This is a genomic window from Arthrobacter mangrovi (assembly GCF_026011795.1).
GTDB lineage: Bacteria > Actinomycetota > Actinomycetes > Actinomycetales > Micrococcaceae > Crystallibacter > Crystallibacter mangrovi.
In genome coordinates, this window is record NZ_BRVS01000032.1 from 17,899 (window position 1) to 41,890 (window position 23,992).

General features: G+C 69.8%; 20 protein-coding genes. 11 read left to right on the forward strand and 9 right to left on the reverse strand.

Going from position 1 to position 23,992, the window contains the following annotated elements; all coding sequences use genetic code 11:
- The first annotated feature begins 46 nt into the window (after positions 1-46).
- Positions 47-2,056, forward strand: coding sequence for a fibronectin type III domain-containing protein (locus AHIS1636_RS19295; RefSeq protein ID WP_264797485.1), 2,010 nt, complete (start codon positions 47-49; stop codon positions 2,054-2,056).
- Positions 2,057-2,168: 112 nt separating this feature from the next.
- Here AHIS1636_RS19295 and AHIS1636_RS19300 read toward each other — a convergent pair whose 3' ends face one another.
- Complete coding sequence (locus tag AHIS1636_RS19300) at positions 2,169-3,548, reverse strand: FAD-binding oxidoreductase (RefSeq protein ID WP_264797486.1); 1,380 nt, start codon at positions 3,546-3,548, stop codon at positions 2,169-2,171.
- 368 nt (positions 3,549-3,916) lie between these two features.
- Here AHIS1636_RS19300 and AHIS1636_RS19305 point away from each other — a divergent pair, with 368 nt between their 5' ends.
- Entirely contained in the window at positions 3,917-4,813 is an 897-nt protein-coding gene (locus AHIS1636_RS19305) for a DUF2382 domain-containing protein (RefSeq protein WP_264797487.1), read from the forward strand.
- A gap of 141 nt (positions 4,814-4,954) precedes the next feature.
- Here AHIS1636_RS19305 and AHIS1636_RS19310 read toward each other — a convergent pair whose 3' ends face one another.
- From AHIS1636_RS19310 to AHIS1636_RS19325, 4 genes are read right to left on the reverse strand one after another with little or no spacing between them, the layout of a single operon-like run.
- The gene (locus AHIS1636_RS19310; protein WP_264797488.1) at positions 4,955-5,350 is read right to left on the reverse strand and encodes a universal stress protein; all 396 of its coding nucleotides are present in this window, start codon (positions 5,348-5,350) and stop codon (positions 4,955-4,957) included.
- A complete protein-coding gene (locus AHIS1636_RS19315) occupies positions 5,347-6,978 on the reverse strand; it encodes a tripartite tricarboxylate transporter permease (RefSeq protein ID WP_264797489.1) in 1,632 nt (543 codons plus the stop codon). Before AHIS1636_RS19315 ends, AHIS1636_RS19310 begins: the two co-directional genes overlap by 4 nt.
- Positions 6,979-7,482, reverse strand: coding sequence for a tripartite tricarboxylate transporter TctB family protein (locus tag AHIS1636_RS19320; RefSeq protein ID WP_264797490.1), 504 nt, complete (start codon positions 7,480-7,482; stop codon positions 6,979-6,981).
- Positions 7,479-8,492, reverse strand: a complete 1,014-nt coding sequence (locus tag AHIS1636_RS19325; RefSeq protein WP_264797491.1) for a Bug family tripartite tricarboxylate transporter substrate binding protein — start codon at positions 8,490-8,492, stop codon at positions 7,479-7,481. The genes AHIS1636_RS19320 and AHIS1636_RS19325 overlap by 4 nt, the downstream gene beginning before the upstream one ends.
- Positions 8,493-8,738: 246 nt before the next feature.
- On the opposite strand from AHIS1636_RS19325, the gene AHIS1636_RS19330 reads away from it, so the two are divergent.
- The 3 genes from AHIS1636_RS19330 to AHIS1636_RS19340 all read left to right on the forward strand — a co-directional run bounded on the left by AHIS1636_RS19330 (position 8,739) and on the right by AHIS1636_RS19340 (position 11,854).
- The gene (locus AHIS1636_RS19330; RefSeq protein ID WP_264797502.1) at positions 8,739-10,316 is read left to right on the forward strand and encodes a sensor histidine kinase; all 1,578 of its coding nucleotides are present in this window, start codon (positions 8,739-8,741) and stop codon (positions 10,314-10,316) included.
- Complete coding sequence (locus AHIS1636_RS19335; RefSeq protein WP_264797492.1) at positions 10,313-10,987, forward strand: response regulator; 675 nt, start codon at positions 10,313-10,315, stop codon at positions 10,985-10,987. The genes AHIS1636_RS19330 and AHIS1636_RS19335 overlap by 4 nt, the downstream gene beginning before the upstream one ends.
- Positions 10,988-11,125: 138 nt before the next feature.
- Entirely contained in the window at positions 11,126-11,854 is a 729-nt protein-coding gene (locus tag AHIS1636_RS19340) for a polysaccharide deacetylase family protein (protein WP_264797493.1), read from the forward strand.
- Between the two features lie 96 nt (positions 11,855-11,950).
- Here AHIS1636_RS19340 and AHIS1636_RS19345 read toward each other — a convergent pair whose 3' ends face one another.
- Positions 11,951-13,381, reverse strand: a complete 1,431-nt coding sequence (locus AHIS1636_RS19345) for an aldehyde dehydrogenase family protein (protein WP_264797494.1) — start codon at positions 13,379-13,381, stop codon at positions 11,951-11,953.
- 220 nt (positions 13,382-13,601) lie between these two features.
- On the opposite strand from AHIS1636_RS19345, the gene AHIS1636_RS19350 reads away from it, so the two are divergent.
- Entirely contained in the window at positions 13,602-14,321 is a 720-nt protein-coding gene (locus AHIS1636_RS19350) for a hypothetical protein (protein WP_264797495.1), read from the forward strand.
- 45 nt (positions 14,322-14,366) lie between these two features.
- On the opposite strand, the gene AHIS1636_RS19355 is transcribed toward AHIS1636_RS19350, so the two are convergent.
- The gene (locus tag AHIS1636_RS19355; RefSeq protein ID WP_309298642.1) at positions 14,367-15,194 is read right to left on the reverse strand and encodes a class I SAM-dependent methyltransferase; all 828 of its coding nucleotides are present in this window, start codon (positions 15,192-15,194) and stop codon (positions 14,367-14,369) included.
- Positions 15,195-15,514: 320 nt separating this feature from the next.
- On the opposite strand from AHIS1636_RS19355, the gene opgC reads away from it, so the two are divergent.
- On the forward strand, positions 15,515-18,001 hold the full coding sequence (opgC, locus tag AHIS1636_RS19360; RefSeq protein WP_264797496.1) for an OpgC domain-containing protein: 2,487 nt from the start codon (positions 15,515-15,517) through the stop codon (positions 17,999-18,001).
- 37 nt (positions 18,002-18,038) lie between these two features.
- Complete coding sequence (locus tag AHIS1636_RS19365; protein ID WP_264797497.1) at positions 18,039-18,593, forward strand: potassium channel family protein; 555 nt, start codon at positions 18,039-18,041, stop codon at positions 18,591-18,593.
- Positions 18,594-18,601: 8 nt separating this feature from the next.
- On the opposite strand, the gene AHIS1636_RS19370 is transcribed toward AHIS1636_RS19365, so the two are convergent.
- Positions 18,602-19,009: a VOC family protein gene (locus AHIS1636_RS19370; protein WP_264797498.1), complete on the reverse strand. Its 408-nt coding sequence runs from the start codon at positions 19,007-19,009 to the stop codon at positions 18,602-18,604.
- Positions 19,010-19,098: 89 nt separating this feature from the next.
- Between AHIS1636_RS19370 and AHIS1636_RS19375 the strand changes: the two genes are divergently transcribed.
- The gene (locus tag AHIS1636_RS19375) at positions 19,099-20,286 is read left to right on the forward strand and encodes an NAD(P)/FAD-dependent oxidoreductase (RefSeq protein ID WP_264797499.1); all 1,188 of its coding nucleotides are present in this window, start codon (positions 19,099-19,101) and stop codon (positions 20,284-20,286) included.
- Entirely contained in the window at positions 20,287-21,162 is an 876-nt protein-coding gene (locus tag AHIS1636_RS19380; protein WP_264797500.1) for an RNA polymerase sigma-70 factor, read from the forward strand. It abuts the gene before it with no gap.
- On the opposite strand, the gene curA is transcribed toward AHIS1636_RS19380, so the two are convergent.
- Positions 21,152-22,180 (reverse strand): NADPH-dependent curcumin/dihydrocurcumin reductase, encoded by a 1,029-nt coding sequence (curA, locus tag AHIS1636_RS19385; RefSeq protein ID WP_264797501.1) that lies wholly within the window; start codon positions 22,178-22,180, stop codon positions 21,152-21,154. The genes AHIS1636_RS19380 and curA overlap by 11 nt on opposite strands.
- 161 nt (positions 22,181-22,341) lie before the next feature.
- Between curA and AHIS1636_RS19390 the strand changes: the two genes are divergently transcribed.
- Entirely contained in the window at positions 22,342-23,130 is a 789-nt protein-coding gene (locus AHIS1636_RS19390; protein ID WP_264797505.1) for a polyadenylate binding domain-containing protein, read from the forward strand.
- The last annotated feature ends 862 nt before the right edge of the window (positions 23,131-23,992 follow it).

The following is a 23,992-nucleotide window of genomic DNA, read 5'->3' on the forward strand; positions in this document are numbered from 1 at the left end:
ATCCAGGCAGACCTTCGAGTCAGCCTTCCGTCTCAAAGGACAAACCATGCACACCCAATCACCAGACCAGCAGCCGCGCAGGGAGGCGAAAGCCCGGAGCCAGCGCGTCCAGCGCAACCAGCGCAGGGCACGCACCGCGATGGTTGCCCTCACCGCCACGGGCCTCCTCGCCGGCGGCACGACCGCTGTCATGGCGGCCAATCCGCCCACCGGACCCGGCAATATCGAAATCTTCGCCAAGCGGGACATGGTCGCCATCGAGGGCTATGCCGCCCAGGCCGGACAGACGGCCACCATCTCGGTCAGCCGCGGGGGCAGCGTCATCGGCCTGGCCAGGGGCGTGGTTGATTCCACCGGCTTCCTGGAAGTGAACCATCCCGGCGGATCGTGCTGGGACATCGTCACGCCCAATATCCAGGGCGGCGATGAGGTCAACGTGCAGTTCGCCGATGGCAGCAGCGACGGCGCACTCGCCGGCAGCGCGGTCATCACCTCGGTGGAATCGGTCGAGATGCCCGCCACCGAAGCGGCCGGGGACGTGGAAGGCCAGGTTGTTATCAAGGGCACGTACGGTGCGGATGTGGACCCGGCCCGGATGCAGGTCGAGATCGTCAACCCGGGAATGCGCGACCTGGCGATCGGCGAGCGCGCCATCGGCTGGCCTGCTGACGATGCACCCACCACCTACGCCGTCGACGGCAGCGCTGCGGACGGCACCTTCACGGTCACCTACGGCTTCTTCTCTGCGGCGGAACGCGACGCCGCCATGGCCGGAGACCCGTCAGTAGCCAGCTGGCAGGCCGACGCCACGGGCGGCGTGGAAATGCAGCTCGGCCTGACCATCTCCGAGTTCAAGGAAATCGACGGTCCCGGCTTCGGCGGCTGCCCCGCCGGACCCTCCGGCCAGGCCCCGAACCAGCCCGGAAACGTCTTCGCCAGCGCCAACGGCAGCGGCAGCATCACCGCCACGTGGGAAGCGGCAACCGTCCCGGCCGATGCCCCGACCATCACCGGCTACAAGCTCATCGCCAAGGACACCGTCCTGAACCAGGAAGTCAGTACGACAGTCGGTTCCGAAGCCACCACCGCGACGCTGCGCGGACTGGTGGACGGACAGGCATACCCGATCGAAGTCGTCGCGCTGAACGGCCAGTCCAGCACTCCGTCATCGGCCGGCACGGTCATGGTCAGTGACGCGGCTCCCTCGGAGCCTTCGGCGCCGGCTGAGGCGGGCGGCGTGAGCGTCCAGGACGGCTCGCTGGCCGGTTCCGTGGATGTTTCCTGGACCGCTGCCGCCGCCAGCGGCTCTGCCGTTACGGGTTACCGCGTCGATGCCAACGCTGCCGATGGCACGGTGGCCGCCACCGTCAATGCCGGAAGCGGCGCGACTTCCGCGACGTTGGACGGCCTGACCCCGGGCACCGAGTACGGCTTCGTCGTAACCGCCATCAGCGCAGCCGGCGAAACCGCGGCACCCGCGGTCCAGTACACCCTCGGTTCCCCGGAGCTGACAGCTCCGACGGCACCCACCGTGGTTCGCGTGGTTCCCGGTAACGGATCGGCCAACGTCGAATGGCAGCCCGCGACCGCGGGCAACACCCCGATCACCGGTTACCGCCTCAGCGCGACCCCGGCCACCGGCGACCCCGTCACAGTCGAGACCGACGCCGCGGCCCGCGGCGCCACGCTCAGCGGCCTCACCAACGGGACCGCCTACACGCTGAACCTCGTCGCCACCAGCGCAGCGGGCGACAGCGCGGCGGCCAACTTCGGCACCAACGCCTCCGTTACCCTCACGCCGAATGACCAGCTGACCGGTACGGCACAGTACCGCGCCAAGGACCGGGAATGGCGGATCAACGGCGGCGCGAGCATCACGACCAGCAACACCGTGACGGCCAGGAATGCCAGCGGTGCCACGATCGGCACCGCGACCGTCGGCGCTGACGGAGCCTGGACCATTCGGGCCCGGAACTCCAACGCCGCCGTGAGCAACACAATCACGCTGACCTCCTCCGCCGGAGGAACGGCAACCATCAGCGTCACCACGCGCTGATAAACCCGCACCAAGCATCAGGACCGCCCGCCCGTCATCCAGACGGGCGGGCGGTTCGCTGTCGTTCGGCTGCACCACGCTCGGCACACACGGAACGCGCCCGGGCTACGGCTCAGATGGCCTTGCCCGGGTTCAGGATCGCCTGCGGGTCGAGGGCCCGGCGGATGGCGTGCTGCACGTCGAGCGAGACGTCGCCGAGCTCATCGCGAAGCCAGTCCCGCTTGAGGAGCCCGACGCCGTGTTCGCCCGTGAGCGTTCCGCCCAGCCGCTTGGCCAGGTGGAACATCTCGCCGAGTGCGGTCTTGGCCGGGCCTTCCGTGACGGATTCGCCCGGCCGCACCACGATCATCGGATGCAGGTTCCCGTCGGCGGCGTGCGCGATCGTGAAGATCCGCACGCCCGTCCGCTCCGAGATTTCCTGCAGGCCGGTCACGGCCTCGGCCAGCCGGCCGCGCGGCACGCCGATGTCCCCGATGGAAACGCGGCCGAGCTTTTCGAGCGAGGGAATTGCCTCGCGCCGGGCGGCCAGCAGGGCCTCGGCTGCCACCGGGTCGTCGGCCCGGAGCACCTCGGTGGCAAAGGGTTCGACGGCGCCGGCCAGCACATCCATCTCCGCCTGGGCGCCGAACCCGTCGGTCTGCCCGAGCAGGAAGGCCCCGCCGCGCCGCCGGTAGTCCGTCCCGAGCGCCAGGTCGATGGCCTCGAGCGTCGGCCCGTCCACCAGTTCCAGCAGCGACGGCTGGATCCGCGCGGCGATGACGGCCGAGGCCGCGGCGGCGGCAGCCGCAACGTCGGGAAAGAACGCGGCCGCGGTCGCCGTCGTTACAGGTGCCGGACGCAGCCGCAGCGTCGCCTCCACCACCACGCCGAGCGCCCCCTCCGAACCGATCATCAGCGCCGTCAGGTCGTAGCCGGTGACGCCTTTGATGGTGCGCCGCCCGGTCCGCAGCTCGCGCCCGTCCGCCAGCACCACGCGCAGTCCCAGCACGGATTCGCGCGTCACGCCGTACTTCGCGCAGCGCATGCCGCCGGCGTTCGTGGCGATGTTCCCGCCGATCGAGCAGATCGCGGTGCTCGCCGGATCCGGCGCGTAGAACAGTCCGTGCCCGGCCGCAGCGGCATTGAGCTCCGCGTTCAGCACGCCGGGTTCGACGACGGCGATCTGCTCCACCGGGTCAAGGTCCAAGATCCGGTTCATCCGGGAGAGGTCCAGCACCACCTCGCCGGCGCCGGCCGAGGAGGCGGCGGCCAGTCCGGTTCCGGCGCCGCGCGGCACCAGCGGAACCCCGTGCGACGCCGCGAGCCGCACGGCCTGCACCACGTCGTCGACCGACTCGGCGTACACCACACCGTCCGGCAGCGACGCGGGCACGAACCCGGAGCGGTCCGTCGCGGCCGCCGAGCGGTCGGCAGGATCCGTGGACGTCGAGCGGCAGGCGGACAGCAACTCGGCGGCCCGCCCTGCTAGTGCGGATACAGCGTCCGTCTCCATGAAAACCCCTTCGTTTCCTCCGGCAACTGGAGCCGATGCTACTGCAGCCCCGCCCGCGGGACCATGGCAGCTGCCGGCCCCTGCCCCGGCCGGCTGGAAATCCGGGTGCAACCGAATCCGGCCATCGGCCTTGCACGCGATTACTAAGCATGCTTAGGTAAATATGTAAGCGGAATTCGCGAAGCCTCGCGCATCGCGATGCGCGGCACAGGGAAAGCCCCGACGGTTGCCGGAAGGAGAAATCCTCCCGGGAACCGACCGCCAGATGCGGTGCCGCGCCAGGACCAGTCCAACACATGCATGGGCAGGACGGGCACATCGTCCCGCCCCGGACTGCTCCGCCGTGTCCGGGAAAGATAGGAGATGTAATGATCACTAGGGAAAACATCGACATTCTCGCTGGCGGTAACACCAACGTCCTCGACAACTCAGGAAACAAGATCGGCTCCGTCGGCCAGTTCTACCTGGATGACCGCACCGAGGACCCGAGCTGGGTGACCGTCAAGACCGGCCTGTTCGGCATGTCCGAAACCTTCGTTCCGCTGACCGAGGCAACGTACGACGACGGCGACATCCGCGTCCCGTACACCAAGGATGAGGTCAAGGACGCCCCGCGCATCGACCCGGACGGCCACCTCAGCCCCGAGGAAGAGGACCACCTCTACCGGCACTACAGCATCGCCAACGGCAACGGCACCCGCGGCACCAACGGCAACGGCACCCGCGACACCTCCGCGACGGACACCCTGGCCGGAACCGCGGACGCCGGCACCCGCGGCGTGGCGGACCGTGAAACGACGGGCCACGGCCTGGCCGACCGCGATCGCTTGGCCGACCGCGATGTGGCCGGCCGCGGCACGGACGACGCCATGACGCGTTCGGAGGAGCAGCTGCACGTCGGTACCGAGCGCCACGAAACCGGCCGGGCCCGGCTCCGCAAGTACGTCGTCACGGAGAACGTCACCCGCACCGTGCCGGTGACCCGCGAAGAGGTCCGCGTCGAGCGCGAACCCATCACGGACGGGAACGTCGGCGACGCCATGTCCGGCCCCGACCTTCGCGAGGATGAGCACGAGGTGACCCTGCACGAGGAGCGGCCGGTCGTCGACAAGGAGACGGTGCCCGTGGAGCGGGTCCGCCTCGAAAAGGACACCGTTACGGACCAGGAGACGGTCAGCGACGAGGTCCGCAAGGAGCGGATCGAGGCCGACGGCGCGGACGACCGCCTGCGCGATGGCACCTTGGACCGCGACCGCGACCGGTAGTCCGGCCGCAGGCTAGAAACCAAAGAATTAGCAACGCAAAAGGAGGACGACGGCGGAACCTCGGTTTCGCCGTCGTCCTCCCTTTGTGCCTGCGGGTTGTGCCTGCTTGTTGTGCCTGCTTGTTGTGCCTGCGGGTGGGTGCTACTTGGCGGCCTTGACCGCCAGCACCGCGCACTCGGCCTGCAGCAGGATCCGCTGGGCCGTGCTGCCCATGATCAGCTTGCCCACCGGGGTGCGGCGGCGCAGCCCGATCACGATCAGCTCGGCGCCGTGCTGCTCGGCCGCGTCCAGCACCTCGTCGGCGCTGTCGTGGCCGCCGATCGGCTGGAACAGTTCGTAGGCCACGTCCTCGCCGTCCAAACGCTTGCGCAACGCCTCGACCCCGTCCGACTGCACGAACCTGTCATCCACGAAGACGTCGCCCCGGCTGGCGTTCACGACGACCAGCTTGGCGGAGCGGCTCCGGGCTTCGGCGATGGCGCGGTCCAGCGCGGCAGCGCCCTCGGGCGTGGGGATGTAGCCGACCAAAACTGTCATGGTTTCTCCTTGTGATCGTGTTGCTGCTGGTATTCCCCGGCGATCGTCTCACGCGGGCCACTGGCCACGGTAGCGCCCTGGCGGGCTTCCGCGGCGGAAACCTCATCACGGGATTCGGCGCCGGCCGGGACGCCCTGGGGCTGGGGACGGAACCGCTTGAACGCGGAGATGGCCAGCGGCAGCAGCAGCACCAGGGCCACGAGGATGTAGGTCCCCACCGCGATCGGCTCGCTGAACAGCCCGGCCGGGTCTCCCGCGCTGAGCTGCAGGGACTGGCGCAACTCCTCCTCCACGCGCGGGCCCAGGATGACGCCGAGGATCAGCGGCAGCACGGGCAGGCCGAACCGGCGCATCGCGAAGCCAAGCGCACCGAGCACCAGCAGGAGTACCAGGTCGAACGCCTGCAGGTTCACCGCATAGGCGCCCAAGGTGGCGAAGAACAAGATGCCGGCGTACAGGTACGGCCGCGGGATCTGCAGCAGCTTTGCCCAGACCGGCGCCAGCGGCAGGTTGATCAGCAGCAGCAGCGTGTTGCCGATGAACAGGCTGGCAATCAGCGCCCACACCAGCTCCGGCTCGCTGTCGAACAGGAGCGGCCCGGGCTGGATGCCGTACTGGGTGAACGCGGCCAGCATGACCGCGGCGGTGGCGTTGGTCGGCAGGCCCAGTGCGAGCATTGGCGTCAAGGTACCCGCCGCGGACGCGTTGTTGGCCGCCTCGGGACCGGCGACGCCTTCAATGGCGCCGTGGCCGAATTCCTCCGGGTGCTTGGAAAGCTTCTTCTCCGTCACGTAGGAGAGGAAAGTCGGGACTTCCGCGCCGCCGGCAGGCAGGGCGCCGAACGGGTAGCCATACGCGGTGCCGCGCAGCCACGGCTTCCAGGACCGCTTCCAGTCCTGCTTGCCCATCCAGGGCCGGCCCACGGGAATAGTCGAGAGCGGCTTGCGCCGCAGGTGGGCGGCGATCCAGAGTGCCTCGCCCACCGCGAAGATCGCAACGGCGACGACGACGATGTCCAGCCCGTCCACCAGCAGCGGCTGCCCGAAGACCAGGCGCTGCTGCCCGGTGATCTTGTCGGCCCCGACCAGGCCGATAGCCAGGCCGAGGCCCAGCGAGGCAAAGCCGCGCAGCTTGGAGGCGCCCAGCACGGCGGTCACGGCCAGTAGTGCCAGCACCATGATGGCCAGGTAGCTCGGCGAGCCAAGGCTGACCGCGAAGTCCACCACCATCGGCGTGAACGCCACGAGCAGCGCGGTTCCGATAGTGCCGGCAACGAAGGAGCCGATCGCCGCCGTGGCCAGGGCCTGTGCAGCCCGGCCGGCCTTGGCCATCTTGTGGCCCTCGATCGCTGTGATGACGGTGGCGGATTCACCGGGGGTGTTGAGCAGGATGGACGTGGTCGACCCGCCGAACATGCCGCCGTAGTAGATGCCGGCGAACATGATGAATGCGCTGGTCGGTTCCAGTGCGTAAGTGACCGGTAGCAGCAGGGCAACGGCCATTGCGGGGCCGATGCCCGGCAGCACGCCGACCGCGGTGCCGAGCAGGACGCCGATGAAGGCATAGAGCAGGTTCATCGGGGTCGCCGCGGTAGAGAATCCCTGCATCAGCAGGTCGAAGGTCTCCATTTAGAGCACTCCTTGCAGCAGTCCGGCCGGGAGGTTGATGCCCAGGCCGAGGTAGAAACCGTAGAACGTACCCAGCGACAGAACGACGGCGATGATCGCGTCCCGCACGTAGCGGCGGCTGCCGAGGGCCCAGGCGCTCCCCCAGAACAGCAGGGCCCCGGAGATCACCCAGCCGACGGTGTCGATCAGCAGGATGTTGAGCACGAACGCGCCGACCAGCGGCAGCACGGTCCGCCAGTCGCTCGGGTGGCTCAGGTCCACATCCTCGCCGCCCTCTGCCTCGCCCTGGCCGCCGCGCAGCACGTTGATGGCGAGCAGCACCGCGCACACCAGCAGCAGGCCGCCGATGATGAACGGCATGGTCTTGGGCCCGACCGGGTCGGCCTGCGAATAGGGCACGGTGAGCGAGGCCGCGTCGAGGATGACGATCACGCCGACCGCCCCGAGCAGGGCCGCGAGGCCCAGCTCGGCGCGGCCTTTCAGCCGTGAAGCCAGCTTGTTCACGCAAGCCCCAGCTCGGACAGGACGTCGGCGACGCGCTGGTCCTGTTCCTTCAGGAAGGCGGAGAACTCCTCGCCGGTGGCGAAAGCGTCCGACCATCCGTTGTCCTCGAGGGCCTTCTTCCACTCGGGGGTGCCGTGCATCTTCTCGAGGGCCGCGATCCACTTCTGCTTGTCTTCCTCGCTGGCCTCCGGCGGGGCGACGATGCCGCGCCAGTTGGTGAACACGAGGTCGATCTTGGATTCCTTCAGCGTCGGCGCGTCGACGCCCTCGAGCCGCTCCTCGCCGCTGGTGGCCAGGACACGGATCTCGCCGCTCTTGATCTGGTCGATGTACTCGCCCGCGCCGGAGGCGGCGAAGCCGAGCTTGTTGCCGAGGATGGCCGGAAGCAAGTCCCCGCCGCCGTCGTAGGACACGAAGTTCACGTCCTTCGGGTCGATACCCACGGCCTGGGCCAGCTGCATGGGCAGCAGGTGGTCCGGGCCGCCCGGCGAAGAGCCGCCGCCGACGCTGACCTTGCCCGGGTTTTCCTTCCAGGCCTTCACCAGGTCATCGATGGTCTTGTAGGGCGAGTCCTTCGAGACCATGATGGCGCCGGGCTCCTGGATCAGGCGGGCCAGCGGGGTGGTCTCGGTCAGCTTGGCCTCGGAGTCGTTGGTGTAGCTGGCGCCCACCACGCCCAGCCCCATCAGCATGGCCAGGTCGCCGTTGCCCTTTTCGTTCACGGTGCGGGCCAGGCCCACGGTTCCGCCGGCGCCGGCCAGGTTGAAGACCTCGATGTTGGAGGCGATGTCGGTCTCCTCCATCACCTTGGCGGCGACGCGGGCCGTGGTGTCGTAGCCGCCGCCGGGCGTGTTCGGGACCATGATCCGCAGGTCGCTGACGGGACCCTCGGCGGCGGCCGACGTGCCGGCGGCGCCGCTGCTGCCGGAGCCGGTGACTCCGCAGCCGGTCATGGCCAGGGCCACGCCGGCGGCAACGGCGGCGAGGCGGAAGACGTTGTTCTTACGCATGGAAAATCCTCATCTGAAAAAGTGATCGAGCCCACCCACCGTAAAACGGCGTGTGAGCCGCGGCACATTTGCGGTCTCAAAGAAAATTGAGTTCATTGTGTTCACGCTCACATGCCGCTTCCGTGCCGCCCTGAGGATATAGTTCACGCGGTAACTGAGGGAAACAGCGGCAGGCCCAGGCCTGGGTTGGAGGGATCGGAAGTGGACCAGCATTCCGGCGGCCGGGCGAAGCGGCGGCGCCGCGGCCTGACGCTGGCCGGGCAGTACCTGGTCCTGCAGCTGCTGATCGTCGCCGCGGTGCTGGCCGGCGTCGTCGCCCTGTCCCTGGCGCAGTCCGCCCAGACCTTCGAACGGGTCGAGGGCCGGCGTGCCCTGTCCGCGGCCGAGTCCCTGGCAGCCATGCCCGCCGTCAGGGCCCTGCTTCCGGTCGCGCAGCCCCGGCTCGGAGCGGCGCTGCCGGCCGTCGCCGAGTCCGTCCGCACGATGTCCGGCTCCAGCAGCGTGTTCCTGGCGCATCCGGACCGCACCGTCATCACTTCCTCCGATCCGGACCAGCTCGGCAGCCGGCTGCCGCTGGGAGAAAGCCTCGTCCTCTCCGGCCGCGCCTGGACCGGGCCTGTGGAGCTTTCCGGTCACCGGACCCTGGTGGCCCACGTCCCCGTGCTCGACGACGGCGGACGGATGGTCGGGATCGCCGCCGTCGGCCGGAACTACCCCTCGGTCTGGGAACGGCTCGGCGACGCCCTGCCCAATCTGCTGACCTACCTCGGCGTCTCCGTCGCCCTTGGCGCCGCCGGCTCCCTGCTGCTCGCCCGCCGCGTCAAGCGGCAGACCCTCGGCCTCGAGCCCGAGGAGATTGCCGGCCTCGTTGAGCACCGCGAGGCCATCCTGCACGACGTGAAGGAGGGCGTCCTCGCCCTGGACCGCCATGCCCGCATCACGCTGGCCAACGACAGCGCCCGCCAGCTGCTCGAACTGCCCCACGACTGCGCCGGGAAGACCCTCGACGAGCTGGCCGTCCCCTCCCGCCTGCGCGACGTCCTCACCGCGGACCAGACCGGCCCGGACAGGCTGGTGCTGGTCGGCGAGCGCGTGGTCGTCTGCAACCGGATGCCGCTGCGCTCGCGCGGCAAGCTGATCGGCTCCGTCACCACCCTGCGCGACCGCACCGAGCTGTCCTCGCTGGAAAAGGAACTGGGCGCCACCCGCACCACCACGGACACGCTGCGCGCCCAGACCCACGAGTTCGCCAACCAGCTGCACACCATCTCCGGGCTGATCCAGCTCGGCGAATATGACGAGGTCACCCGCTTCGTCGACGGCGTCAGCCTGAGCCGGACGCGCCTCTACGACGACGTCACCTCCCGCATCGAAGACCCGGCGGTCGCCGCCCTGCTGATCGCCAAGGCCAGCTCCGCGGCGGAGCGCGTGGTCGCCCTGGAACTGGACGACGGCTCCGCCCTGGGCCGCGTGGACGAGACCCTCTCGCGGGACCTGACCACCGTCGTCGGCAACCTGGTGGACAACGCGATCGACGCCGTCAGCGGCCGGCCGGACGCCTCGGTCCACGTCCACCTGCGGGACGAAGCGCACCGGGTCACGGTCACCGTCCGGGACTCCGGGCCGGGCGTCGCGGCGGACAGCGTGGAGGACATCTTCCGGCAGGGCTACAGCACCAAGGATTCCGACGACGGCGGCGGCCGCGGCTTTGGCCTGGCCCTCACCCGGCTAGTATGTTCAAGGCGCGGCGGAGGCGTGGGCGTACGCAACGCCCCCGGCGCCGAATTCACCGCCGTTCTGGGAAAGCAGAGCCAGCCCGCATGATCACAGTCCTGATAGTCGATGACGACTTCATGGTCGCCAAAGTCCACGCTGGATTCGTTAAGCAGGCCGCCGGTTTCAGCGTCGCCGGGGTAGCCCACACAGGGGCCCAGGCCCTCGAGGCGGTCCGTGCGCTGCAGCCGGACCTGGTGCTGCTGGACATCCATCTGCCGGACATCAACGGACTGGACCTGCTGCAGCAGCTGCGCCGGATCGACCCGGAACTTGACGTCCTGGTCATCAGCGCCGCGCGCGAGATGGACACCGTCCGCCGGGCCCTGCGCGGCGGCATCGTGCACTACCTGATGAAACCGTTCTCCAGCCAGGACCTGCGCGAGCGGCTGGAGCACTACCGGCAGGCGTACCGGCCGCTGTCCTCCGCCGGCACGGCCGAACAGGAGGACGTCAACCGGGTCTTCGGCGTGGGCCACGGCGAACGGCCGCTGCCCAAGGGCTTCAGCGCGGAAACCCTCAGCCTCGTCCAGCAGCGGCTGCAGGAGGCCGACTCCGCGCTCTCCGCCACGGAGGCGGCGGCGCGGGCGGGCATCTCCCGGGTCAGCGCGCGGCGCTACCTGGAGTATCTCTGCGAGGAGGGCCGGGCCGAAGTGCAGCTGCGGTACGGGGAGGTCGGCCGTCCCGAGCGGCTCTACTCGAAGCGCCGCGCTTCCGCGTAGCCTCCGGCCCGGCGGCCGCGGAATTTCCGCGCCGGATTCGTTGACCGGCGCAGGCAGCCGCCGCATAATTGGCTGATCCGGCGGGCCGCTGGGGGACGCGAGGGGGCGTCAGGCGCCGCCGGTGGAAGCTGGCGCATCATGAAAAACCGCCGTCGCACCGCGACCCTGCTGGCCATCCTCGCCCTGTTCATGGGCGGGTATCCCCTATCGCCGCCGGCCAGCGCCGCCGCCGCATACAACAGCCATCGGGGGCCCAACTACACGGACCGCGCGGTGCTGACCTTCGACGACTGCCCGCGTAGCCTGTCCGCCTACGAGTCGGTGCTGGAATATGCCGAGGAGGAAAACCTGGGCCTGGTCCTCGCACCCACCGGCGACTGCATTACGCGCTTCCGCGAAGAGGAGGACGAGGACATCGTGCTGCTGGCTCGGAGCTATGGCCAGTACGTCATCAACCACAGCATCCACCACCGCGACCTGCGAAAGCTAAGCTGCGCCGGAGTCGCCGCGGAACTGCGCGCCCCGGGCGTCGCAACCAATTTCGGCCGGCCGCCCTTCGGGGGAATCAATAAGACGGTGCTCTGCGGCTACCAGCGGGCGAAGATGCAGCCCTGGCTGTGGACCGTCAACCCACGGGATTTCCTCGGCAAGTCGCGGACCGAGGTAGTGGACTATGTAGTGGCCAACGGCCGCAAGGGCAGCACGATCATCATGCACATGCAATGGAACGGGTTCAATCCTCAGGCCCTGGACAGGATGAAGGACGGGCTAGCGGCCAGGGGAATCAAAGTCTGCCGGGCGTATGGCGGAGCCACGGGCCGGATCACGACCGCGCCGGCCAGGCTGCCCGCCCGGCTGCCCTGCTGACAGGCGGAAGGAGGACCACGGCGGAACCTCGCGTCCCGCCGTCGTCCTCCTTCCTGTTTTTCCTGCTGTTTGTCCCGCTTTTCCCGGGGAGGGGCGTCAGTAGCTGATGACCTGCGGCTGGCCGAGGTGCTTCAGGCCCTCGGCGCCGAACTCCAGGCCGTAGCCGGAGCCCTTGGCACCGCCGAACGGCACCCGCGGGTCGATGGCGCCGTGCTTGTTGATCCACACCGTGCCGGCCTCGATGCGGGCCGCCACTTCGCGGGCCTTGGCCGGATCGGAGGACCAGACCGAGGCGCCGAGGCCGACCTCGAGGCCGTTGGCCATCTCCACGACCTCATCCAGGCTGGAGTACTTGACGATCGGCAGGGCCGGGCCGAACTGCTCCCGGGCGACCAGCGGGTTGTCATTGTCGATGTCCGCCACCAGCGTCGTCGGGTAGAAGTAGCCCGGCTGGCCTGCCTCCGGATCGCCGCCGGTCAGCACGCGGGCGCCGGAGTCCTTGGCGGCCTGGACCAGGTCCGCGACGATGTCGTACTGCGCCTTGTTCTGCAGCGGGCCCAGCACGTTCTGCTCGTCCAGGCCCACGCCCATCGGCATCTGCTTGGCCACGTCCACCAGCGCCTCGCAGACCTGGTCGTAGAGGTCCTCATGGACGTAGAGCCGCTTGAGCGCGGCGCAGGTCTGGCCGGTGTTGATGAACGCACCCCAGAACAGGCCCTCGGCAATCGCCTTCGGGTCGGCGTCCGGCAGCACGATTCCGGCGTCGTTGCCGCCGAGTTCGAGGGTCAGCCGCTTCACCGTGTCGGCCGAGGAGCGGATGATGGCCTTGCCCGTCGCGGTGGAGCCGGTGAACATGACCTTGTCGATGTCCGGGTGCGAGGCCAGCCCCTCGCCGACGTCGCGGCCGCCGGAAACCACGTGCAGTACGTCGGCCGGCAGCACCTGGTTGATCACCTTCGCCAGCGCGAGCACGCTCAGCGGCGTGTACTCCGAGGGCTTCATCACCACGGTGTTGCCCATCCGCAGCGACGGCGCGAGCTGCCAGACGGAGATCATCATCGGCCAGTTCCACGGGCCGATTGCGCCGACCACGCCCAGCGGGCGGTAGTGCAGCTCGGCGCGGCCGCCCTCGTCGTCGACCAGCACCTCCGGCTCCAGCTCGAAGGACGCGGTGGCCCGCAGCCAGGCCGCGCAGGCCCCGACCTCGAAGCGCGCGTTCGGGCCGTTCAGGGGCTTGCCCTGTTCCCGGGACAGCAGCTCGGCGAGCGCCTCGGCGGAATGTTCGATGGCGTCGGCCGCCCGGTTGAGGTACTCGGTGCGCTCGGCGTGGCTCAGCCGGCCCCACGCGGGCTGCGCTGCCCGGGCCGCCGCCACCGCGGCTTCCAGGTCCTGGGCTGAGTGCTCGGGGGCGCGCCCGACGACCTCACCCGTCGCCGGGTCCTTGATGTCCCGGCCGCCCCCGGCCGGTTCGATCGCCGCCAGCAGCTCGGCGTAGGCGGCCAGCCGGGTGTCCTGTTCGGTCTGCATGGAGTCCCCTTTCCTCGTCTTCTTCGTCGTCGGCCGCTACGGGCGGTCGATGCGCTAGATGCGTTCGATGTCCACTGTCCCCCGCGAACCCCGCCGTCGTCTTGTCTCTGAGTGCCCAGCCGTTGACTTCCCGTGCACCGCATGCCGGCGCTCCGCCAACCGCCCGGTTTTCCAGTCCGGATCCGGTGCCGCCTGGATCCGGACGGCGGACAATGGCCCCATGAAGAGTCCGCGCACGCTCGCCGCCGCCGTCGAACACGACGGCGCGGTGCCTGCCGGGCGGCAGGAACGATTCCGAGGCTACGGCGTCATGGGCCTGCCCTTTGCCTCCGGCTACCTCCTGGCGATGCGGCGTTTCCCCGTCACATCACTCGGCCCCGGCTACACCTCCGTCTGGGTCCGCACCCCGGCCGGCGCGTGGACCATGTACTCCACGGTGCCGCCGGGGATGTCCTGCCCGCGCTACTTCGGCAGCGCCCTCACGGCGGCATCCATGGAGGACATCGAACTGCAGTGGACGGGCGAACAGTCGCTGAAGCTCGCGGTCGGCGGCACCGTCGGCCTCAGCTGGACCCTGCACCTGTCCGCTACCCCCGCCACCCGCATCCTCTCCGCCGTCGCCGGCCTGATGCCCGCGCCGCTCCTGCGGACCACGGCCGTGCTGAAGGGGATGGGCCCCGTGGCCGGCCTCGTCCTGGACTCCGGCGGCATCGCGCTGACCGGCAGTTCACCCAACAGCCAGCGCTTCAAGGCGATCCCGCGCCGCGTCTGGTTCATCGACGCCGGCTCTGCCACGCTCCGGGGCGTGGACCTGGGTCCCCTCGGGCCCCTCCAGGAGCAGGCACGGCTCGGCGGCTTCCGGCTCCCCCAGCGCGGCCTCTTCATGTTCGGGTCGGTGTACTTCGCTCCCGCAGGCCCTCCGGGGCGCGGCTCCCGCTGAGCGGCCGCGTTAGGCCAGGAAGAGACCGCCCTTCCTGGCCGTTCTTCAAGCGCGCCCGCGGACGCACCAGGCCGACGCGTCGACCTCGAACGGACCCTCCGGCATCAGCCGGGCGCACCGGTCCCGGATTTGCGCGCGCTTCGCCGCATCCAGCCCGCCCAAGTAGGCGCCGGAGGGGCCAACCCCGAGGGTGTAGGGCTCCCACCACTCGGAGAAGCCGGCGAACCCGACGCGGACGGTCAGTTTGCTCTCCTCGATGTCCTGCAGGCCCGCTTGGCCAAACAGCTCGGCCAGGTGGCCCTCACGGGAACCGGGCCGGCCTGCCTCGCCCGGAGCGGCCGGATCCACCTCGCTGACTACCCGCCAGAAGAGGGAAAGCGGCCCGCTGCCTCCGGCGTGGTCCCACACGCACGCGGCAACGGCGCCCCCGGGCCGGGTCACCCGCGCCATCTCGGCGAGGCCGGCCACCGGATCGTTCATGAAATGCACCACCAGCTGGGCCAAGGCACAGTCGAAGGAATTGTCCGGGTAGGGCAGCTGCTCGGCGACCCCGGCGGTCACCTCGACGCCGGGCAGCCTCGCCCGGAGGGCGTCGACGAAGGACGACGACGGGTCGAGCGCCTTTACCGCCGAGGGCCCCAGCCTGGCCGCCAACAGCGCGGTCAGGGCTCCGGGACCGCAGCCGACATCCAGGGCCTCCTGCCCCGGGCGCACGCCGGCCGCATCAATGAAACGCGCGGCCAAGGGCTCCGAATACCTGCCCATGAAGGAGTTGTACGCCTCGGCGGCAACCTCGAACATCACCTCGTGCCTCTTGTCCCCGGGCAGCCACCCCCGCCGCTCCGACGGCAGTGAGGCGCCCGGCGTCGTCATTCCCCGGTCCCTGCGCGCAGTCTACGCCGCCCCGCCGTCCGGGTCACCGCGGTTCCCCACGTGAAGAACGGGCAAAACTAGAGTGAAAAGTTTCACTTCCGGGAAGCAAGCTTACCGTTGATGATGTAGAGTAATTTCCTGGTCCGGTTCGTTGACTGCGGTTCCCCCCAACAGCCGAAGTGTCCGGCCGGACTTTCAAGGCCCTGGCCCCGGAAGGCCCCCCAACGCGCTTCCGGGACCAGGGCCTTATCTTCTCGTTTATGTCCTGGTTCTTAGGGCCGGCACCTCCCGCAGTCCATCCCCGGCTGTAGGGTATTGCCGTGGCAGCGGATCCCCCTCGAACTTCACCTTTTGTCCTGATCAGGCGCTGGTTCTACGTTGCGGCGCTTGCCGTCGCCCTTGCGGCAATCGGAGCCGCGATACTGCCGGTCAGCACCGCGGCAAAAGCCGCCGTCCCCGGCACCACGGCGGGACAGGACGGGACGACGGCCGAGCCCGGCGACGCCCCGCTCTTCGGCGCCGAGCTGGACTGGGGTTCCGACAGCGCGCAGGCCTACGCCGAACGGCTGGGAGCGTCCGCGGCGGTCTACGACCACGAGATGCCGTGGCCGCTCCAGGATGCGGAGCGGCGCTACCTCGAGGGCTTCCTGCACCAGGCCGCGGCGGAGGGATCGCACGCCGTGCTCTCGATCCACCCCACAGTTCCCCTGGCGCAGATCGACGCGGCCGAGGCTGCCAAGCTGGCGGAGGGCCTGCAATCGCTCAGCGAGGGGTTCGAGGGGAAGCTCTTCGTCCGGTTCGCTCCGGACATGAACGCCAGCTGGATGGCCTGGGGCCAGCATCCTGCCGCCTACACGGCGGCGTTCCGGGCGGTGTCCGAGGCCGTCCACGAGCGTCTTCCGGGTGCCGTCATGGTCTGGTCCCCCTACGCGGCGCAGGACTACCCGTACGGCAAGAGCAAGCACGCACCGCAGCCCGGCAGCGACGAGTTCAGCCTGCTGGATACGAATTCCGACGGCGAATGGAACCAGGCGGACGACGCGTACGCCCCGTATTATCCGGGCGACGCCGCGGTGGACTGGGTGGGGCTCTCGGCCTTCCACGACGAGACGCGCGGCGGACCGGCGGCCAACACCGTTCCGCAGGCCGGCGCCTTCGCCGGACTGCTGGATTCCGAGGACTTCTACGAACGGTATGCGGAAGAGGCCGGCAAGCCGGTCATGGTCCGCACCGCCGCGTTCTTCAGCCCGGGCGCCGGAGGTGCGGGGGCTGCGGCGATCAAGAGCGCCTGGTGGAAGCAGGTTTTCCAAGCCGCTTCGACGGACCACCGGGAGATCGGCGCCGTCATCTGGACGGAGACGACGACGCAGCGGGCACTGGGCGAGACCACCGTCGACTGGAGGGTCAGCTTCGACGGCACGCAGGCGGCCGCCTTCCGGGCCGGCCTCGCCGACTCGGCCTTGGTCACGGGACCGGTCACCGAGCGGGCCGCCGCGACCGGGACCGCGGGCGAAGGAACCGCCCTCAGCGGCATCCCGGCGTGGGGCGCGGTCGCCGCAACGCTCGCCGCGGCGGCCATCCTGTGGTTCCTCCCGACCCGCCGGGGCGCGGCACGGTCCTGGGCCTACGCGGAGGAGACGAGGCGCGACCTGCGGGTGGACCTGCTGCGCGGGGTGGCCATTGTCTTCGTCGTCGTCAACCACCTCGGCCTGGTCTCCCTCTTCCAGCTGCTGAGCCAGGAAGCCATCGGCGTGGTATCCGGGGCCGAACTGTTCGTGCTGCTCTCCGGCACCGTGCTCGGTATGGTCTACGGCCCGCGCGTCGCCGAGGGCCTGGGCGACGTCGTGGACGCCACGGCGCGGCGCGCCGGAAAGCTTTACCTGACCGCGCTGGCCGTGGTGGTCGCGGTCTTCGCGCTGAGCTGGCTGCCGGCGGTGGAGTCCGACGCCGTCACCACCTTCTCGGACCAGGGCACCGGTGCCGCGGGGCGCGCGGCCGCCGGGCGCACCTACGACCTCTATGCCGGCATGGACGGCATTCTCCAGTATCCGGTGCCCGGCAGCGTGGTCCCGCAGATCCTCAGCCTGCAGTTCGGCCCGTGGCAGTTCAACATCATGGGCCTGTACGTGATCCTGCTGCTGGCCAGCCCGCTGATTCTCGCGGCCCTGGCCCGCAAGAAGGCCTGGCTGGTACTCCTGCTCAGCGCCGGACTCTACGTGCTCGGCTCGACCGCCAGGATCCGCCTGTTGCCGTCGCAGTTCGAGGACTCCTTCCCCTTGCTGGTGTGGCAACTGCTGTTCGTCGTCGGCATGGTCACCGGCTACCACCGCCGCGCGATCGTCGCCTGGTTCTCCCGGCACCGTATCGTGCTCGGCGCCTGCGTCCTGCTGGCCGCGCTGTTCGCCCTCTTCTCCTGGTGCAACCCCTACCTGGCCAACGCCTTCGACGTCCGGCTCGCGCTACTGCCGGACGCGCTCTACCAGGACATCTATGACCGCTTCTTCAACCGGACCTTCCTTGGCCCGGGCAGGCTGCTCAACGTCCTGGTGGTAGTTATCGCCGGGTACGCCCTGCTCAGCGCCTACTGGGCCCTGCTCAATCGGGCCCTGGGCTGGCTGCTCATTCCCCTCGGCCAGGCGACGCTCTACGTCTTCATCATGCATGTGTTCCTGGTGCTCGTCATCGACAACATCCAGGTGCTGAACGAGGGCAGGATCTGGCTCAACACGCTGGCCTACGCCGCCGTCCTGGCGCTGCTGTGGGTCATGGTGCGGACGCGGTTCCTGTTCAGGATCATCCCCCGCTGATCATGCCCATGCGCAGCCGGAGGGCTATGATTCGGCCATGAACCGATCGATGGTCCGGCACGCGGCCGCATCGGCGGGACGCACAATGGCCGTCCTGGTCATCGTGCTGGCGGCATACTTCATCCTGCCGATCGGCGACTTCCGCAGGGGCGGCGACCTCGGCCCGTGGCTGCAGCTGGGCGTCGTCGTCGTGGTTTTCGGCGCCGCGATGGCATTCGCCGTGCTCAGGATCCTCTCGGCCGGCACACCGCGGCTGCGGGCGGCGGAATTCGTCATCGAACTCGTGGTGCTCTTTATCTGCCTGTTCGCGCTGCTCTACCTCTCGCTGGCCGCGACCGATCCGGCCGCGTTCACCGAGCCGCTCGGACGGCTGGACGCGCTTTACTTCACGGCCTCCACCTTCGCCACGGTGGGGTTCGGCGACATCACCCCCGTGAACGAAACGGCGCGGGCCTTCGTGACGGTGCAGATGTTGCTGGACCTGGGCGTGCTCGCGCTGATCGCCAAGACGACGTTCTTCGCGGCGGGCAGGCCGAGGCGGCAGGCACCACGGCGCCTGCCCCCGCGCCGGCCGGGGCCCGATTCCCCCTAGCCCTGCATCTAGCCCTGCATCGCGGCGGGATCCCGCTGGTCGCGGCGGAGCGGGTGGTCGGCGGGGACCTCGACGAGGACGATGCGCACGCCGTCCGGATCGGCGATCCACATTTCGACCAGGCCCCACGGCTCCTGCTGCGGCGCGCGGAGAATCTGCACTCCCGCTTCCTCCAGCCGGCGGTGCTCGGCGCGCACGTCCCGGACCTGGATCCACAGCTCCATCCGGCCCGGTCCTTCGGCGTCCCGCCGGCCGGACACTTCGAGCATCCCGTTGCCCAGGAAGAAGACCAGTCCCGGGTCCTTCGGGTCGCCGAACTCGCGGTAGACGGCCAGGCCGAGGGTGTCCCGGTAGAAGACCTGGCTCTTGCCTGGATCGGTGGGACGCAGGATGACGCGGCTGCTCAAAGGCTCCATTCGGCCGATCATGTCACAAAACCCGCGCGGCCGGTGTCTTGGGTATGTCGGTGTGAAGCGAACAAGTGAAGCGAACAAGGGAGTCTACTGTGGCTGTACAGCGGGTAGTCATCATCGGAGCCGGGTATGCGGGAGTGCTGGCGGCCAACCGGCTCGCGGCAAACAAGGAGCTGGCCGGGCGCGCCGGCGTCACGGTGGTCAATCCGCGGCCGGACTTCGTCGAACGGATCCGGCTGCACGAGGTCGCCGCCGGGACCAGGGAATCCGCCTCGGTGCCGCTGGAGCCGCTGCTGCACCCGGACGTCGCCGTCGTCGTCGGGCGGGCCGCGCGGATCGATCCGCAGGCGCGGCTGGTCCACTTCACGGATGGCCGGGAGCCCCTGGGGTACGACTCGCTGCTTTACGCGGCGGGCAGTTCCAGCCCCTCTGCCGCGGGTGCCGGCGGCCTGGCGGACGAGGAATCGGCGGCGCTGCTGCGGACCCGGCTGGCCGGCCTGGCGCCGGGCGCGGCAGTGGACGTGGTCGGCGGCGGCTTGACCGGTATCGAGGCCGCGGCGGAAATCGCGGAGCGGCATCCGCGGCTGCGGGTCCGGCTGGTATCGCGCGGCACCATCGGGGCCGATCTGTCCGCGGCCGGACGGCGCGAGCTGAGGAGGAAACTGGCGGACCTAGGCGTGGCGCTGGCGGACCACACCGAGGCGGAACGCCCCGACGGAACGCACCTGCCGCCGTCGTCCGCGGACAACGCCCCGGCGAACCCGTCACACGCGGACCTGACCGTATGGACCGCCGGCTTCGCCGTGCCGGAACTGGCGCGGGACAGCGGCCTGCCCACCGAGGAACACGGCCGGTTGCTGGTGGACGCGGCGCTCTCGGTGCCCGGGTATCCCGATATCTTCGGTGCCGGGGACGCGGTCCGGCTTCCCGATTCGGCCGGCGCCCACCTGCGCATGTCCTGCGCCGCGGCCATGCCGCTCGGTGCGCACGCGGCGGACGCCATCGCGGACCGGATGCTGGACCGCGCTCCCAGGTCATTTTCCGGCGGGTTTATCGTGAGGTGCATCAGCCTGGGCCGCTCGGCGGGGCTGATCCAGCTGGTGCATGCGGACGACCGGCCGCGGCGGCTGGCGCTGCGCGGCAGAATGGGGGCCATGGTGAAGGAACAGGTGTGCCGGATGACACTGGCGTGGATCCGCAAGGAGGCCCGCGGCGGCTCGTACGCCTGGCCCAAGGGTCCCCGCCCGGCGGCGGACCGGGAACTGGCGGGGGCACGCTGAATGGGCTCCGCCGAGGCCTTCGAAGAGCACCGCCCGCTGCTCTTCGCCATCGCCTACGAGATCACCGGCACGGCAACGGATGCCGAGGACGTGGTCCAGGACAGCTACCTGAAGTGGGCGGAAGTAGCGGACGACGGCGTGCACAACCCGCGCGCATACCTCGCCAAGGTCGCGACCCGGACCGCGCTGAACTCGCTCCGTTCCGCCCGCCGGCGGCGCGAGGACTACATCGGTCCCTGGCTGCCCGAGCCGATCCTCACGGGGCCCGATGTGGCCGAGGACGCCGTGCTGGGCGAGGCGCTCTCGGTAGCGATGCTGGTGGTGCTCGAGTCGCTCACGCCGGATGAGCGCGCCGTCTTCGTGCTGCGCGAGGTCTTCGACTTCCCCTACACCGACATCGCCGACGCCACCGGCAAGTCCGTGGCCGCGGTCCGCCAGTTGGCGCACCGGGCCAAGGAGCACGTCCGGGAGCGGCAGCCGCGGTTCGACGTCGATGCCGCCCGCCAGCGCCAGGTCGCGGACCGGTTCATGGCGGCAACGCTGGGCGGCGACCTGCAGTCCCTGATGGACCTGCTCGCCCCGGGCGCGGTGCTGCTGGCCGACGGCGGCGGCAAAGTCACCACGGCGCGCAGGCCCGTGTACGGGGCGGACCGGGTGGCGCGGTTCCTTGCCGGCGTGGCATCAAAGAGCCTGCCGGACATGCGGGTGGAATTCTCCACTCTCAACAACCTGCCCGGCCTGCTGGTCTTCAGCGGAGCGCGGCTGGACCTGGCCGCGCTCGTCGAGGTCCGCGACGGGCTGGTCACCGGCGTCTACATCGTGCGGAACCCGGACAAGCTCGCCGGACTGACGAGCGGCGCGCCCGTCAGACCTTGATCAGCAGCTTGCCGAAGTTGCGCCCCTCGAGCAGCCCGATGAACGCCTCCGGGGCATTCTCGAGGCCCTCGACGACATCCTCGCGGTACTTCATCCGCCCCTCGGCGACCAGCCGGGCCATGTCCTGCTGGAAACCGTCCCAGTGCTTGGCGCGGAACTCGGTCTGGATGAAGCCGCGCACGGTCAGGCTCTGGTTCAGGACGGCGCGCATGAAACCGGGCAGCCGGTCCGGCACCTCCGGGACACCGGTGGCGTTGTACTGCGCAACCATCCCGCAGACCGGCATCCGCCCGTACAGGTTCAGCAGCGGCAGCACCGCCTCGAGGACCTTGCCGCCGACGTTCTCCCAGTACACGTCGATACCGTCACGGCAGGCGGACTTCAGCCGGTCGGCGAAGTCGGCGGACCGGTGGTCCACGGCCGCGTCGAAACCGAGTTCATCCACCAGGTAGGCACACTTCTCGGCGCCGCCGGCGACGCCCACGGCCCGGGCCCCGGCCGCCTTGGCCAGCTGGCCGACGGCCGAACCGACCGGCCCCGCGGCCGCCGCGACCACGAGCGTCTCGCCCGCCTGGATCCTGCCGATCTCCGCCATGCCCGCGTAGGCGGTGAAGCCCGGCATGCCAAGGACGCCCAGCGCGGTGGACTCCGGCAGGCCGTTATCCGCAATGCGGCGGGCCATCTTCCCGGGCACGACGGCGGCGCTTTGCCAGCCGCCGTAGGTCGCCACCAGCTGGCCGGCGGCAAAGTCCGGGTGCCCGCTCTCCACCACCTCGGCCACGGTCTCGGCGGGGAGGACTTCGCCGAGCGGCGTCGGTTTGGCGTAGGACTTGGCTGCGCTCATCCGCCCCCGCATGTACGGATCCAGCGAGATGTAGCGGTTGCGCACCAGCAGCTGGCCGTCGGCCGGGGCCGGGAGCTCGGCTGTCTCGGTGCGGAACGTCGATGCGGTCGGAGTGCCCTCGGGCCGTTCCGCCAGCACGATGCGGGTCGTGGAGTGCGTCGCAGAAAAAGCCATGCATTCAGGCTAGCCTCCCCCGCCGTCCCGCGGTGGGAGCGCGTCCGATTCCAGGGGGCCGGTGCGGGCCGCGGAACTCATGCCGGACGCGGGAGGTTAAGTAGACGGGGCCTGATCGCACAACGGTCCGACCACACCAACCAAAGGAGCCGCACGTGGGAATGTTCGACAAGCTGGTCCGCAAGGGCAAGACCATGGCCATGCAGTACGCGAAGGAACAGCTGTCCCGGCGCACCGGGCAGCAGCACCCGTCCGGCGGAACACAGGGCTACGGCCAGAACCAAGGGTACGGCCAGCACGGCTACGGCCAGAACCAAGGGTACGGCCAATCCAGCTCCGGCCAGGACCAGGGTTACGGCGGCCGCCAATATCCCTCCGCTCCGAACCAGCCTGGCGGCCGCCCGCCGCAGGGCCAGGGCCAGGACGCCGACCAGGCGGCGATCGCGAAGTACAAGTACATGCTGCACACCGCGCCACCGCAGGACATGGAACGCGCGCACGCCGAGGCCTTCAGTAGGCTGACCCCGCAGCAGCGCGCGATGCTCCGAGACGAGCTCAACAGCCAGCTGCCACCCTCGGAGCACGCCAACTCGGACCGCCCCGAGGTCCTGGCCCGCACCGCGACCCGCGCCGAGGTCTCCCGCCCCGGCTTCATGGAGCGCATCCTCGGACGCGGCGGGCAAGGCGGCGGCCGGCTCGCCGCGGGTGCTGCCGGCGCGGCCGGCGGACTGGGAGCGGGCCTCCTGGCCGGTGTCGCGGCCGGTTTCGTAGGCTCGGCCATCGCGGGACCGCTGCTCGAGGGATTCAGCGGAATCGGTGAGGGAATTGCCGGCGCCGCCGAGGGAGTCGGCGATGGGATCGCATCTGCGGGCGAAGGCTTCGGCGACCAGGGCGGCTTCGGAGGTTTCTTCGGCGACGCCGACGGCGGGTTCGGCGACTTCGAGCTCTAAGGCGGGTTCGGGACGGCGGGTTCGGCGACTTCGAGCTCTAAGGCGGGTTCGGCGACTTCAACCTCTAAGCGGGTTCGCGACGGCGGCCGACCGCCGTCGTGCGTTGTCCTGCCTTCCAACCTGTCTCGATCAACCGTCTAGGGGTGCCCTTGTGCGGGACGGCGGCCGGCTATCGGCTTCCCGAAGGGCGCTGCGAATACTGTCGGTGGCGGCTTGTAGCGTGGGGTCATGGAGTTCAAGGAGGAAGGCTCAGCGGAGTGGCGGGACGTTTCGTTCCCGTCCGACGCTGGCCTGTCCCTGCTTGAGTATCGCCTCTATCAGGCGATCGCTGAGGAGTACGGCCGGCTGATGCGCGAGGACGGACGGTCCGGTCCGGCTCCGGGTCTTCGCGGTCAGCGTGCACGCAGAGGCCTTGGTCTCGTGCACTTTGCACCGCCTCCCGTAGACGCTGTTGTCGTGACTCCAGAGCTCCTGTTTTCCGCACCGGCCACTGGCGAGGATGCCGCAAGCGCCTCTGCCCCCGCTCCCGCGGATCCGAAGACTCCTGCTGCTCCCGCACCGGAGAAGGCGCAGGCTGAGCCTGAGGATGCCGGCCCTGCTGCGCCTCAGGCTCTCAAGGGAGCTGACTCCTCGGCACTCCCCGTTCCCTTTCCGCCCCGCGAACAAACCGAAACCCCGGGCCCACAGGTCGCGGACGAACCTCCCCATTCTGCCTCCAATACAGCGGAGCCGGTCGCGACTGATCCCGAAGCTGCTTCCGGACCGGCTCCTGAGTCGGGCGGTTCCGGGGCGGCAGAGCCGGTTTCCGCCGATCCCCAAGCTGCTTCCGGACCGGCTCCTGAGTCGGGCGGTTCCGGGGCGG